Source organism: Accumulibacter sp., from assembly GCF_016789985.1.
Taxonomy (GTDB): domain Bacteria; phylum Pseudomonadota; class Gammaproteobacteria; order Burkholderiales; family Rhodocyclaceae; genus Accumulibacter.
In genome coordinates this window covers 1-13,574 of the sequence record NZ_JAEUOL010000181.1, presented here as the reverse complement: position 1 = coordinate 13,574, position 13,574 = coordinate 1, and the positions used below count along the sequence as shown (strand labels likewise).

Here is a 13,574-nt window from a genome sequence, read left to right as displayed (position 1 = left end):
TGCCGAAAGCCGCCCGCTGGCCTGCACTGGTTCGCTACATCGTCGACAAAATCATCGCAGTCAAACCCAAGATGCCGCGGCACACGGCCCTGGCCCCTCCTGGTCTGGCTGCCGCAATGGGCTAACAGAGGAATTTAGGTTGAAGAACTCCGGTTTGACGCCGCTCGTCTGGCCCGCGGCCTCCTTGTCGGTACCCGGCCCGAACAACGCCCCCATTCCCGAACTGGCCGCCGCGGCGACCACGTTGGCGGCGGCCATGACCTGCTCCTTGCTGTAGCTGCCTTCGAGGTTGGCCTTGATCTTGTCCATGTTCCACGACATGAAGCTGTATCCGGTCTTGCGGAACTTGATCATTTCCTCGGGTTTCAAGGCCTGCTGGGCAGAAACGGCAATCGAAATGCCGGCGAGCAGCAGGGCGACAATAGTCTTTTTGATTTTTTCTCTACGTCAAGGGTATACGACAAACCAGTGCTCAACGCATGCCGGTCTTCTCTTCCGGCCGCCCCGCAGCCTAGATCAGGTGCTCCTGGAAGGCTGTAACCCAGGTCGCAGAAACTGCGCCTCCGACGGCAAGTCACACCGCGAAGATGTGCTTGGTGCGCAGCGTTCTGTGCTCTTCGATGAGGAGGAAGAGGCGATCGATGTTTGGATGTTTGCCGGGGTTGGCCAGCGCGCACTCACAGTGCTCGGCAAAGAGCTCGAGTCCCTTGCGGGCGGCCTCCGGCGTGATCGCCCCGTAGGTCTGCGCCAGATGGTTATACACCACCAGTGCACCCTGGCTTCCGGCCCGGTTGTCTACACTGGCGACCACCTTACCTTCCGTATCGAGCAGTCGTATGGCGGCGAGGTGAGAAATTCCTGGCAGCTTCCTGAGATTCTCGGCGAACGATGGCACCCTTCACCTCCGCCAGTTGAGGAGGATTCCGATAACCACGCCCGCCAAGGCGCAGCCGAAGGTCATCGTCAGCACGGGGGTCCAGGTGGTCTGCTCGGTGCCAACCACCGAAGACCACGCGGCGCTCGCCAGACCGCCCACCAGGAAACCGAAAAGCCAGCCGAACATGGCACCGCGTCCGATCGCACCGCGCCGCCCGTCCTCACCACAACAATGCGGACAGTACGAAGAGCCCTGCGGAACCAACTGCTCACAGCTGGGGCAGACGATCATTTCAGGATCGCCATCGGATACCGGCTTTGGCGTTTCCAGGACTCTGCCTTCGCCGGACATCAGACTCTCCTCGCCAGCTCACTGGCCAGTCCGGTGTAAGTCCAGGGAGTCAATTCCAGCAATTCGGCCTTGGCTGCGGCCGGAATCGCCAGTGATTCGACGAACGCCTGCATGTCCTCACGCGCAATGCGCTTGCCACGCGTCAGTTCCTTGAGTTTTTCGTAGGGATTGGCTACACCATGCCGACGCATCACCGTCTGCACCGGTTCGGCCAGCAGTTCCCAGTTGGCGTCAAGATCCGCATGTAGGCGATCGGCATCGGCTTCAAGTTTGTTCAAACCGCGCAGCAACGAGTCATAGGCCAGCAGCGTATAGCCTAGGGCGACGCCCATGTTGCGCAAGACGGTCGAATCGGTCAGATCGCGTTGCCAGCGCGAGACCGGCAGTTTATCGGCCAGATGGCGGAGCAGTGCATTGGCCAGCCCAAGATTGCCCTCCGAATTCTCGAAGTCGATCGGATTGACCTTGTGCGGCATGGTCGACGAGCCAATCTCGCCAGCCTTGAGTTTCTGGCGGAAGAAACCAAGCGAGATGTAGCCCCAGACATCGCGATTGAGGTCGATCAGGATCAGATTCGCTCGCGCAAAAGCATCAAACAACTCCGACAGGGCGTCGTGCGGTTCGATCTGGATCGTATAGGGATTGAACTGTAGGCCCAGTGATTCGACGAAGCGTCGGGCAAAGTTTTCCCAGTCATAGCCCGGATAGGCTGCCAGATGTGCATTGTAGTTTCCGACCGCGCCATTGATCTTGCCCAACAGCCGGACCCCGGCAATCGCCGAGCGGGCTCGCCGCAGGCGAAAAGCCACGTTGGCCATTTCCTTACCCAAGGTCGTCGGCGTTGCCGGCTGACCATGCGTGCGCGACATCATCGGCAGCGCGGCAAACTCGTGCGCCAGATCGCACAGGCATTCGAGCAGTCGGTCCAGCATCGGCAGCATGGTCTGGTCGCGCGCCGCCTGCAACATCAGCGCATGCGCCAGATTGTTGATGTCCTCCGAAGTGCAGGCGAAGTGGATGAACTCTGCGACACCCATGACCTCCACGTTGCTGGCCAGGCGCTTCTTGATCCAATACTCCAGCGCCTTGACGTCGTGATTGGTCACCGCCTCGATTTCCTTCACCTCGGCGGCCTGCTGCGGACCAAAGTCGGCCAGCAGGGTATCGAGTTCGTGCCGGGTCGCCGGCGAGAAGTCCGGTATCTCGACAAAATGCGGTTCAGCGGCGAGGGCCTTGAGCCACTCGATCTCGACCTGCAGGCGACGCCTGATCAGGCCGCACTCCGAAAACTCGGGACGTAAGGGATCCAGCTTCCTGGCATAGCGACCATCCAGTGGCGACAGGGAAGTGAGCTGAGAAAAAGGCATACAGGGACGTCCTCGACGGTTAGGCGGCACAGTCTTCTATTTTACCTGCCTCGGCGATGCACCCGTAAACCGGATCCAGGCACGATGCTATAATCTTGCGCAGCTTTTTACATTCAGGAATCACATGAAGCTTATCGGATCACTAACCAGCCCCTACGTGCGCAAGACGCGCGTCGTCCTGGCCGAGAAGAAGATCGATTACGATTTCGGAATCGATTCTCCGTGGACCCCGGAAAACCAGGTGGCGAACGTCAATCCGCTCGGCAAGATTCCGGTGCTGCTGCTCGACGACAACACCGCCCTGTTCGATTCGCGCGTCATTGTCGAATACCTCGACAATGTCGCTCCCAACAACAAGCTGATGCCTGGACCGAATCGAGAGCGGTCCGAAGTCAAGCGTTGGGAAGCACTGGCCGACGGGCTGTGCGATGCGGCCGCACTCGTCTTTCTGGAGAAAAAGCGGCCCATGGCGCAGCAGAATCCCGAGTGGATTGCTCGCCAGGAAACAAAGATCATCCAGACCATCGAGTACATGTCCAGCGAGCTTGGCGATCACAACTGGTGCATGGGAACCCATTTTTCGCTCGCCGATGTCGCTGTCGGCTGCGCGCTCGGTTATCTCGTCTTCCGCTTTCCGGAGATCGATTGGCGGGAAAAGCACCCCAACCTGGCTCGCCTCTATGACAAGCTGATGCGCCGCCCAGCTTTTATGGAAACCGTTCCGCAAGCCTGACTCGGCCGAGCACCAAGCGAGGGCTGCCTGACGCGACAAGGCGGCCCTCTGCGTTTTGCCCACTCGTCGCCACACGTTCGCCACCCGACAGGGCGTCCGTAGTCGCTTCGCGGACTAGGCAAAAGGAAAACCCGGCCTCCCCCGCAGCCCGCCCTAGTTGTTGTCGCTGACCAGAATGGCCATCGAGCGAGCGGCCACCGTGATGAGTTCGCCTGCATCGGGACAGGACTTCGCCCAATCGGCCGAAGCACACAGATCGTCCCCGGAGGCAAGCCAGGAGCGAGCGAGGATTTTCCAGTTGCCCTGAGACCAGTCGCGCAGATTGTTGACCGTAAACGGTTCCCAACGCTCATTGTAGATGACCATCAGATCCGGCTCACCCGCCTTGCCCCACCAGACGACGGCGAGTTGCGACGGCTCCCCACTCGGCGGACCCTCCCAGCTATAGGTGTAACCACCATCATTACTCGGTCCGGACCGGTCGTCCGGGGCTTCACGTACGTAGCGTGCGAACTCGCTGCGCCGGAAATGGCCCCATTGCTTGCGCAGGCTGATCAAGCCCCGCGTCCACCGGAACAGCTCACCGCCGTAACGCGGGCCGGTCGGCGAGACACTGTTGTCCCCGTCCTTGAGACGCCAATCGATCCAGTTAACCCGGTTCACGGTCAGATCGCCGGTGCTGGACTCGTAGTTGTAACTGTTGCGCGCCCCCTCCTGTGACACCGCTCCGGCCTTGGTCTGACCGAATTCGTCGCCCTGCAGGAGGACTGGTATGCCCTGCGACGTGAACAGAATGCCAAGCAGCAGTTTTTCCCTCTGGCGCCGCAGGTTCTCGTCCTGGTTGCTGTCCCAGCAGTTCTGCGACCCGTCGGAATCGTTGAACCAGGTGCAATCGCGCAATGTATAGCCGTCATGTACGGCAACCAGGTTGATCGACCGCCACGGGCGACTTGATGCGGCCGGCCCGTTACCGTCGCCCACTGCCCCGTAACCCTCGATGAGTTGCTTGAAGGTCGCAGGGTCCTTGAGCGCCGACTGGGAAAAGCGGCGGACCTTGTCGCGATAGCGCCCCAGCCATTTGGCCCAGCGGTTGTTGTCGGCGCTCCAGCCACCACTGTCCATGAAGTCCCACCACTGCCCGCCCATATCCCAGGGTTCGGCATGAAGATGTGCCGCCGCATAGCGGGGATCGTTGTCCACCCAGTCGGCCGCATCGTCGGACCCTTCGGCCAGGATTCGTGCCAAGTCGAAACGGAAGCCATCGATCCCGTAAACCTGATGCCACATGGCCAGCGAGTCCCTGACCAGTTGCTTGCTGAAGCGCTGACCGCCGGAAAAATCAAGATCGTTGCCTGTACCCGTATTGTTCATGTAGTGGCGCTTGTCCGGCGTTCCGCGGTATATCCGGTCGGCAGCCAGACACATCAGGTTGAAGCACTTGGCTGCCAGCCGACCATTCGCCACCCACGGCCCCTGCTCGCCGCTGTGGTTGTACACCACATCCATGAAAACCGCGATCCCACGCTCGTGCAGCGCGCGAACCAACTGTTTCAGTTCGATCACCTGGCGCCCCGGACGAGAGGCATAGCGCGCTTCCGGGGCGAAGAAATTGGTGGTCATGTAGCCCCAGTGGTTGAGGCGGCCGGCTTCATTCCCGGTTTGTTCGTCGTATTCCATGACCGGCATCAACTCGACGGCGTTAACGCCCAGGTCGACCAGATGATCGATGCCTGCCGATAGACCCGCCGGTGTCTTGAGACCGCCACGCGTCAGTCCCCGATAGGTGCCACGTTGGCTGGCAGGCAACCCGGCAAGCGTCGCCGTGTAGTCCTGGACATGCAACTCGTAAACGATCAGGTCTTCGGGCCTGATCTGGACGTGTCCTGGAAAGGGATCTCGGGAATGGTCATAAACCATGCTCTTGCCACCACCGGCATAGACCGGACCTGGCATGTCGGTAAAAGGGACATCCTTGAAGAAGGTGTCGTACCTGACGTTGTCGGTTCGGTAGGCGTAAGGGTCGTTGAGCACATAGGCCTGGTTGAACAAAGCTCCGTAGGGGTGTTCAGGAGAGGCGCGACGCAGACCGTTCGCCTGGTACATGTAGAACAGGCCCCGTCCTATCCTTGGCCCGCGAACCCGCACCTTCCAATCGTCGCCGGAACGGATCATGCCGAGGCGATACCTGGGGGCCTGTGCCCGCGGTCCGGGGTAGAGCAGCAATTCGACCGCGGTGGCCTCGGGTGCGTGGACGACGAAATGTACCCAGCCGTCGTCTCCGAAGTGCGCACCGTAACGAGTCTCCTCGCTGCTGCCGGACTCCAGCGCGTGAACCGGGCCGGCGCTTGCGGCGGTTAGGAAGATGGCCAGCAAGCAACGGCGAACCCAATTTCTTCCCATACGCGTTTACCTCCCACAAGTGATCGATCAGGATGATCGTGCGCCAGTCCCCAACGCCGGCAGTCTGGTTGCCTGGATCTGCCAGTGGCAATCCACTCCCGGATCATCACCCACTGTCGTCAGTCTCACTGTCCGGTCGTCTTCCCGGAAGATATTGCGCTGACGCCGATTCCCGGTCCACCGACTTCCACGTCATCGCCCTTGCCGTCCTCCTGCAATAGCGACTCCTCGGTCTTTCTGTTCAGGACCACGATACTGATCCGACGATTGATCGAACTCAGCGGATCATTCTTGTCGAACAATACCGTGGAAGCGAGCCCGACAACCCGCAACACCTTGTGCTCGTCCATGCCACCCGCGATCAACTCACGCCGCGACGCATTGGCACGATTGGCCGACAACTCCCAGTTCGAAAACCCCTTGTCACCTCCGCCAAACTGGGCAGCATCGGTGTGACCCGACAGACTCAACTTGTTGGGGACGGCATTCAGCGCCCTGCCGATTTCGCGCAGAATCACCCTCGTGTAAGGCTTGACGTCGGCACTACTGGTGTCGAACATCGGCCGATTCTGTTCGTCTACGATCTGGATGCGCAATCCCTCGCTGGTGATGTCGATCAGCAACTGATTCTTGAACTGCTTGAGTGCAGGATTGCTCTCGATCAGCTTCTCGATGCTCGCCTTCAATTCACCAAGCATCACCTTCTCGCGCTCCTCGAACTCCTTGCGTGCCTGCTCCGCGTTGGTCTCCTTGAGGTTCACCGTCTTGCTCTTGGCATCGATGTCGCCACTCTTGACCTGACCCGCAGTGCGCGTCAGATCCTTGCCGCCACCCTTCAACACACTCGAACTATCGCCCGTTCCCGACCCACCCTGTGCGGCAATCTTCAGCGGATTCTGAAAAAAATCGGCGATTCCCTTCAGGTCACCGCTGGCAGTCGACCCCAACAGCCACATCAGCAGGAAGAAAGCCATCATTGCGGTCACGAAATCGGCGTAGGCGATCTTCCAGGCGCCACCATGGTGACCACCCGCAACTTTCTTCACGCGCTTGACGACTATCGGCCGCACATCGTCGCTCATTCAATCTCCCCGGTCAGGCACCCGCGCACCGCTTACTTGCCCTTGCGATTCTTGAGTTCTTCCTCGAGTTCGCGGAAACTCGGGCGAACGTCGGCAGCCAGCGCCTTGCGCCCGAACTCGACGGCCACTTGCGGTGCGTAACCCGACATCGACGCGAGCAGGACGACCTTGATGACCTGATAAATCTTCGAGCCTTCTTGCGCCTTCTGCTCGAGCAGATTGGCCAGCGGCGAGACAAACCCGTAGGCAATCAGAATGCCGAGGAAGGTGCCGACCAGTGCTCCCCCAATCATCTTCCCCAGCACGGCGGGCGGCTCGCCCACCGAACCCATGACATTGACCACCCCCATGACCGCGACAACGATACCGAACGCCGGTACCGCATCGCCAACCTTGGACATCACATGGCCGGGAGTCTCCACCTCGTGATGGTGGGTCTCGATTTCAATGTCCATCAGGCTTTCGATCTCGATCGCATTGAGGTTGCCGCCCACCATCATCCGCAGGTAGTCGGTAATGAATGCCATCACGTGGTGGTCGCCGGAAAGCGCCGGGTACTTGCCGAAGATCGGACTGTCGTGCGGATTCTCGACGTCGTTCTCGATCGACATCAGCCCTTCCTTGCGCACCTTGGACAACACCTCGAAGAGCATCGCAAGCAGATCGATGTAAAGCGCTTTGCTGAACTTGGAACCCTTGAAAATTCCTGGCAGCGCGCCGACCGTCGATTTGATGATCTTGATGTCGTTGGAAGCGACAAAGCCACCAATCGTCAGGCCGACGATTGCGATGTACTCGAGCGGTACCCACAGGGCGGCCAGGCTGCCGTGAACCGCATACGTCCCCAAGGCCGAAGCCAGAATGATCACATACCCGACAATCAGAAACATCCGCCCTCCCTCTTCACGGTGCGTGCCGCCATTGCAGCAGACCGCAGCCGATTGCTGTCGCGCATTGTAGCCACATTGGGCAGCATGGGCATCCGGCAATTGCAGGAATCACTGCACGACCACTGCCACAGCGCGCTTCTGGGCGAAGAAGGGCTCTTTTTCTCATTGCTCCGGCTCGTCTCCGCCAAGATGCAACGTCGCCGGCCGCTCCGGCCGCTCACACGGAGTCAGAACACACGGCAAGACAGGCCGCTGGTAAGCGTCCAGTCGGCGCCCTGCGCAGTGTGGCGAAAATCATATACACTCATCGTGTGGTCAAATGACACTGCCCGAGGAACTTGAAGGATGAATTTCTGCAGTCAATGCGGTGGCCCCGTCCAACTGGCGATCCCCGCGGGTGACAGCCTGCCACGTCACGTCTGCCAACATTGCGGATCGATTCATTACCTCAATCCCAAGCTGGTGGTCGGCTGCATTGCCGAGTGGCAGGACCGGATACTGCTCTGCCGACGCTCCATTGCACCACGCTACGGCCGGTGGACGCTGCCTGCGGGCTTTATGGAAAATGGCGAGACGACCAGTCAGGCAGCAATCCGCGAGACGCTGGAAGAAGCCTGCGCCCGGGTAGACATCAGGCAGCTCTTCTCGCTGGTCAATGTGCCACACATCAACCAGGTCCATCTGTTCTACCGCGCGCAACTGCTCGACCCGGACTTCTCCGCAGGCCTCGAGACGCTCGAGGCGGAGCTCTTCGCCGAAGACAGCCTGCCCTGGAAATCGTTGGCCTTTCAGAGCGTCACGCTAAGCCTGCAGGCCTATTTTTCCGACCGCAAGGCAGGTCACTTCGGCTTTCACGAGGAGACCATCCAGCGTGATCAGCGACTGGCTAGCGATCTTCATCAAGTGTGAACTCGATCGGCAGCAGGAGGCTGAATTCCCTCCCCTTGAGGCCTTCAGGCAGCGCCGTGTTTGCCGAAGCCCGCTCGAGCATGGTAATGGCCTGCTCATCCAAGGTCGCGCGCCCACTGGAACGCGCCAGCGAAACCAGCGGACGCGGCTGCCAGGCGCTCATACTGACCGTCACCTCGACCCGCCCTTCCCAACCACGCTCCCGCGCCAGCACCGGATAGCGCTTGAAGCGGCGCGCAGCGACCGCCAGGGAGACACGGTACTGGCGCAGGTCGTCAGGACTTACCCCCCCTGCAGACCCTCCCGTCGGGCCTGCTATGGCGGCCGGCAAAGCTTCGGCTGGCGTGTCACGGTTAGCCGCCGGTGTCGGCGCGACAATCAGCCGCGGTTCGCCTGAGGGCTCGCGTCGGGCAGGGAGAGCATCGTCGGCGAGCCGCCGGACCGTCCCGGGCTGTGTCGGCCGAGCGCGCACAGGCGTTCCCACTGGCGACCGCGTCTTTGGTGCAGGTTCTTCCGGGGTCACTCTGGCCGGCAGCGTATGCGCAGTATTCGCAGTTGCTACCAACACTGCCTCGATGGCAGCCGGCGCCATCACAGACGGTGGAGGCAACCGCCTGAACACCGGAGTCAACAACCCCGCATGCAGCAGAAACGAGGCAAGCAGGGCAGACAGCAGGCGCGTACGCGGCGACTCAAGCATCGAGCGAACGATTGGGTCGCACCCCGGCCATCATGACAGCGGCACGGCGCAAAACCACGCTGCGTACCGTGGCCCCTTTACGGGCCTGGAACACCCGGTGGGCGGCCGGCAGGCACGTTGTCATGCGGAGCACGCGAGCGTGAAGTGAAGTACAACCCTGGCCACGAACACTTCTGGCCCCTCTCCGATGCTTGCCTGCGGGGCTGACTGCAGTAACTTCCCGGCCGGCCAGAGCCGGCCACGGCCGTCGGTCGCCCTACTTGCCAGTCTGAGCCTGATCCTCGCGAATCTTTCTGCTGAAGAAACGCGAAAACCAGACCGACATGCCAATCACGAACACGATGACAAACAAGCTAAACAGCCCGTAGTCGGTCGAAAACAGCAAATCCCAAGCCATCTCTCTTACCTCCTCCTCGCCAAATCGCCCTGCCCTGCAACGGTTGCCGCAACCGGGGCTGTCAAACGCAACACCGCCTGCTTCTCCGCCACCCAATCGCCCACCAGACGCCATTCCTGCCGATCGTCCTCGAGCGTAACATGCCAGCGCCCATGCAAGGGTGTCAGCCTGCCGGCATAGCTCCCTCCTCCCTCGGCGGGAAGCACCAGTTTCTGATCGAAACCCGGACGTGTGGGGTGAGCAATGCGCAAACCCAGTGCCTCCGGCAAGCGAAAACCCTCGTTGGCGCGCAGCAGAACGCGAATTCGCTCGCCGTCGCCGCCGAGCACGAGATCGGCCTCAATCTTCAATTCGGCGGCATGCTGATCGCGCGCGGTGCGCTGATTGACCCCCAGCCCCTGCTTGTAGTAATCGTCCTCGACCAATCCATCATTACTGATCACCGCCAGATAGGCGGTAAAGAAGCCGGCAATGACGACGATCAGTGGACCCAGCATCAGGAGCCATGGCCATGGCTCCCGGTACCACGGTGGTGCAGCCGTGTGCAAGGGGTTGGTCATGGCAGGAAGAAGCTTGTCTTCTCACGCACGGCGATCTGGTCATCATCTTCCGCCCGTACTTCGAAGTAGATCAGGTTCGATCCCTTCCTGCCGGTATCCGGTTCGACGCGCGCTGACAGTGCAAAAGTCTTTGATGACGCGGCAGGGACTTCCACCAGGTGCTCGCCGACGATATCCATACCCTCTATCCCGCTGACACTGATGGCATAGCGATGCGTTGTCTCGTCGGTGTTCGAGATGTGCAGACTGAAGACATTCTCGATGCGCCCGTCGTCGGCCTCGCGTGACAGCGTCGAACGGTCGCGCAGCACGTCAACCTTCAGCGGCACCCGGTGTGCGAGGCTCCAGGCGGTCGCCAGGATGATGGCGAGAAGAATGCTGGTGTACAGCAGGGTTCGTGCACGTAACAGGTGAGCGACCATCTCGCGCGCCGTATAGTGCTTGGCGAGAGCGTTCTCGGTCGAGTAGCGGATCAGCCCGCGCGGCGATCCCACCTTGTCCATGACCTGATCGCAAGCGTCGATACAGGCAGCGCAGGCAATGCACTCCAGTTGCAGGCCATTGCGAATATCGATACCGGTCGGACAAACCTGAACACAGATGCTGCAGTCGACGCAATCACCGAGCGGCGGCAACTTCGCCGCTGCGCCTTTGCGGCGCGCGCCGCGTGGCTCACCCCGTTCCGGGTCATAGCTGATGATCAGCGTATCGGGGTCGAACATCACCCCCTGGAAACGGGCGTAGGGACACATGTACTTGCAGACCTGCTCGCGCAGGAAACCCGCCATCATGTAGAGGAAGGCAGCATAGAAGAAAATCCAGAAAGCCTCCCAGGGCCCCAGTTCGAAACTGGCGATCGCCGGAAGCAATTCCTTGATCGGTGTGAAATAGCCGACGAAGGTGATCCCGGTCCACAGGGCAACGAGCAACCAGAGTGCATGCTTGGTGGCCTTCAGGCGCAACTTGCGCGCATTCATTGGCTGCGCGTCGAGCTTCATTCGCGCCGGCCGTTCCCCCTCGATTTTACGTTCGATCCACATCAGGATCTCGGTGTAGACGGTCTGCGGGCAAGCGTAGCCACAGAACAGGCGCCCACCGACCGCCGTGACGAGGAACAGGCCGTACGCCGAGATGACCAGGAGGATCGCCAGATAGATCACGTCCTGCGGCCAGAATACCAGGCCGAAGATGTAGAACTTGCGTTCGACGATGTGGAACAGCACCGCCTGGCGGTCGCCCCAGTCAAGCCAGCAAAGACCGTAGAACAAGGCCTGGGTGAAGAAGACCATTGCCCAGCGCCAGTTGTTGAAGGTGCCTGCGACGCTGCGCGCATAGACCGTCTTGTGCTTCTCGTACAAGCCGTCGACGTTTATGGGAACTGCCTTGGCCCTGCTGCCGGCCGTTTGGTCCATGATCCTGGCTCCGATCTATTTCAGAATTACACCAAACTCTAATATTACCTTCTGGCTCGAGAGCGAACTTGATCTGAATCAGTCACCGGAGGATTAGCTCATGACGACAGGCATAACGAATTGTGTTGTCGCCTGCGCTGCCGTCGGCGCTGATCCGGCGGAACCATGGCTCCCACGAACGGTTGCAGTGGGCGGCTGGCACACATGTCTCGCAGTCCACGGTGGCTCGGTCGGCCAGTCGTTGACCACGCGAAAGAAAACGGAGCGGCACCGCCGCTCCGTCGATATCACCTGCAATTACTTGCTGCCAGCACCTGGGCTCAGACTCAGCACGTACGCGGCGAGGACATGTACCTTCTCGTCTCCGAGAAACTCCTTCCAGGCCGGCATCTGGTTGTTGCGCCCTTTCGTGATGGTCTCGATGATCGTTGCCTCCGAGCTGCCGTAAAGCCAGATCTTGTCAGTCAGGTTGGGCGCCCCCAGGGCGTGCATGCCCTTGCCATCCTGACCGTGGCAACCGGAACAACCAGCGCTGTTGAACGCCTCCTGGCCTTTGCTGACGCGCACGGAATCGGCCGGCAGACCCGACAGCGAACGCACGTAATTGGCCAGATCCTTGATTGTCTCGCCTCCGAGCTGGGCATGCGGCGGCATCACGCCCATCCGGCCATTGCTGATCGTTTCGACGACCTGCGCCGGCTCGCCACCCCACTGCCAGTCGTTGTCGGCAAGATTCGGAAACCCCTTCGAGCCACGCGCATCGGCACCATGGCACTGCATGCAGTAAGTCAGATACAGCCGCTTGCCCGTCTCGTTGGCCTCCTTGTCGGCCGCCAGCGCCTTCAGATCGGTTTTCAGGTACTTGGCATACAAGGGTTTGGTTTGCTCATCCGCTTTTGCCACTTCCTTCGCCAACTGACCGCTCGAAGACCAGCCAAGCACTCCCTGGTAGCTGCCGAAGGTCGGATAAAGCACGCCATACACCAGCGAGAAGATCACCGTGATGTAAAACAGCCACATCCACCATTTCGGCAGCGGGTTATTGTACTCCTCGAGGGTCTCGTCCCACACGTGGCCAGTAGTGTCAACCTTGCTCGGTGGCGGCAGGCTCTGCGTCCACAGCAACACGCCGCAGGCGATGATGCTTACCAGCACGAGCAGAATCACATACCAGTTCCAAAACTGATTCACAAAATCGTTCATGATGCTTTCCTTTGTCCGTTGCGATCCAGGCCCAGTTCGGCCCGATCCGCTTCTTCATCGGTGAACGGCAGCATCGCTGCTTCTTCGAAGCGCTTCTTGTTGCCCTTCACGCCGTACGCCCACCACACCACACCAAGAAAGGTCAGCAGGGAGACGACGGTGACGATGGATCGCAGATCGTTGATATCCATACGCTTACTTGGCGTTCTTCATTTCCAGGCCCATCCCCTGCAGGTAGGCGATGAGGGCGTCGAGTTCGCTCTTGCCTTCAAGCTGCTTCCGCGAGGCGGCAATCTCTTCGTCGGTATAGGGAACGCCGACCTTGCGCAGAGCGCTCATCTTTGCCTCGATGGTGCTCGCATCGGCCGGCGCCTTCTCGAGGAAGGCAAAAGCGGGCATGTTCGACTCGGGAACGACATCACGCGGATTGATCAGGTGCGCACGGTGCCATTCATCCGAATAGCGCCCGCCGACCCGATGGAGATCCGGCCCGGTGCGCTTGGAACCCCACTGGAAGGGGTGGTCGTACACAAACTCACCGGCCACCGAATAATGGCCATAGCGCTCGGTCTCCGCACGGAACGGCCGGATCATCTGCGAGTGGCACAGGAAGCAACCTTCGCGGACATACACGTCGCGGCCGGTCAGGCGCACCGGATCGTAGGGCTTGAGCCCGGTCACCGGCTCGGTGGT

At 60.4% G+C, this 13,574-nt stretch carries 16 protein-coding genes; 2 read left to right on the top strand and 14 right to left on the bottom strand.

The features are described 5' to 3' along the window. Nucleotides 1-60 precede the first annotated feature (60 nt). The 4 genes from JNK99_RS10815 to purB all read right to left on the bottom strand — a co-directional run bounded on the left by JNK99_RS10815 (nt 61) and on the right by purB (nt 2,595). On the bottom strand, nt 61-354 hold the full coding sequence (locus JNK99_RS10815; RefSeq protein ID WP_291852677.1) for a cytochrome c: 294 nt from the start codon (nt 352-354) through the stop codon (nt 61-63). 220 nt (nt 355-574) lie between these two features. Continuing rightward, complete coding sequence (locus JNK99_RS10810; protein WP_291852674.1) at nt 575-895, bottom strand: DUF2322 family protein; 321 nt, start codon at nt 893-895, stop codon at nt 575-577. 3 nt (nt 896-898) lie between these two features. Next, complete coding sequence (locus JNK99_RS10805) at nt 899-1,228, bottom strand: hypothetical protein (RefSeq protein WP_291852671.1); 330 nt, start codon at nt 1,226-1,228, stop codon at nt 899-901. Beyond that, on the bottom strand, nt 1,228-2,595 hold the full coding sequence (gene purB, locus JNK99_RS10800) for an adenylosuccinate lyase (protein WP_291852668.1): 1,368 nt from the start codon (nt 2,593-2,595) through the stop codon (nt 1,228-1,230). The genes JNK99_RS10805 and purB overlap by 1 nt, the downstream gene beginning before the upstream one ends. 124 nt (nt 2,596-2,719) lie before the next feature. Between purB and JNK99_RS10795 the strand changes: the two genes are divergently transcribed. Further along, nucleotides 2,720-3,328: a glutathione S-transferase C-terminal domain-containing protein gene (locus JNK99_RS10795; RefSeq protein ID WP_291852665.1), complete on the top strand. Its 609-nt coding sequence runs from the start codon at nt 2,720-2,722 to the stop codon at nt 3,326-3,328. Between the two features lie 153 nt (nt 3,329-3,481). Here JNK99_RS10795 and JNK99_RS10790 read toward each other — a convergent pair whose 3' ends face one another. The 3 genes from JNK99_RS10790 to motA form a co-directional block, all read right to left on the bottom strand. Further along, nucleotides 3,482-5,728 (bottom strand): alpha-amylase family glycosyl hydrolase, encoded by a 2,247-nt coding sequence (locus JNK99_RS10790; RefSeq protein WP_291852662.1) that lies wholly within the window; start codon nt 5,726-5,728, stop codon nt 3,482-3,484. A gap of 125 nt (nt 5,729-5,853) precedes the next feature. Further along, nucleotides 5,854-6,810, bottom strand: a complete 957-nt coding sequence (motB, locus tag JNK99_RS10785; protein WP_291852658.1) for a flagellar motor protein MotB — start codon at nt 6,808-6,810, stop codon at nt 5,854-5,856. Nucleotides 6,811-6,842: 32 nt separating this feature from the next. Continuing rightward, a complete protein-coding gene (gene motA / locus JNK99_RS10780; protein ID WP_291852655.1) occupies nt 6,843-7,700 on the bottom strand; it encodes a flagellar motor stator protein MotA in 858 nt (285 codons plus the stop codon). 345 nt (nt 7,701-8,045) lie between these two features. On the opposite strand from motA, the gene JNK99_RS10775 reads away from it, so the two are divergent. After that, nucleotides 8,046-8,609, top strand: a complete 564-nt coding sequence (locus JNK99_RS10775) for an NUDIX hydrolase (protein ID WP_291852651.1) — start codon at nt 8,046-8,048, stop codon at nt 8,607-8,609. Here JNK99_RS10775 and JNK99_RS10770 read toward each other — a convergent pair. The 7 genes from JNK99_RS10770 to ccoO all read right to left on the bottom strand — a co-directional run. After that, complete coding sequence (locus JNK99_RS10770) at nt 8,587-8,940, bottom strand: TonB family protein (protein WP_291852647.1); 354 nt, start codon at nt 8,938-8,940, stop codon at nt 8,587-8,589. The genes JNK99_RS10775 and JNK99_RS10770 overlap by 23 nt on opposite strands. Before the next feature lie 625 nt (nt 8,941-9,565). Further along, nucleotides 9,566-9,706, bottom strand: a complete 141-nt coding sequence (locus JNK99_RS10765; protein WP_291852644.1) for a DUF3149 domain-containing protein — start codon at nt 9,704-9,706, stop codon at nt 9,566-9,568. A 5-nt stretch (nt 9,707-9,711) separates the two neighbouring features. Next, nucleotides 9,712-10,266 carry a FixH family protein gene (locus JNK99_RS10760; protein WP_291852641.1) on the bottom strand — a complete coding sequence of 185 codons (555 nt, stop codon included), beginning with the start codon at nt 10,264-10,266 and terminating at the stop codon, nt 9,712-9,714. Then, nucleotides 10,263-11,678 (bottom strand): cytochrome c oxidase accessory protein CcoG, encoded by a 1,416-nt coding sequence (gene ccoG, locus JNK99_RS10755; RefSeq protein ID WP_291852638.1) that lies wholly within the window; start codon nt 11,676-11,678, stop codon nt 10,263-10,265. Before ccoG ends, JNK99_RS10760 begins: the two co-directional genes overlap by 4 nt. A gap of 297 nt (nt 11,679-11,975) precedes the next feature. After that, nucleotides 11,976-12,881: a cytochrome-c oxidase, cbb3-type subunit III gene (gene ccoP / locus JNK99_RS10750; protein ID WP_291852636.1), complete on the bottom strand. Its 906-nt coding sequence runs from the start codon at nt 12,879-12,881 to the stop codon at nt 11,976-11,978. Next, nucleotides 12,878-13,072 (bottom strand): cbb3-type cytochrome c oxidase subunit 3, encoded by a 195-nt coding sequence (locus JNK99_RS10745; protein ID WP_291852633.1) that lies wholly within the window; start codon nt 13,070-13,072, stop codon nt 12,878-12,880. The genes ccoP and JNK99_RS10745 overlap by 4 nt, the downstream gene beginning before the upstream one ends. Nucleotides 13,073-13,076: 4 nt before the next feature. After that, the coding region (gene ccoO / locus JNK99_RS10740; RefSeq protein WP_291852630.1) for a cytochrome-c oxidase, cbb3-type subunit II at nt 13,077-13,574 on the bottom strand (498 nt) is incomplete at its 5' end.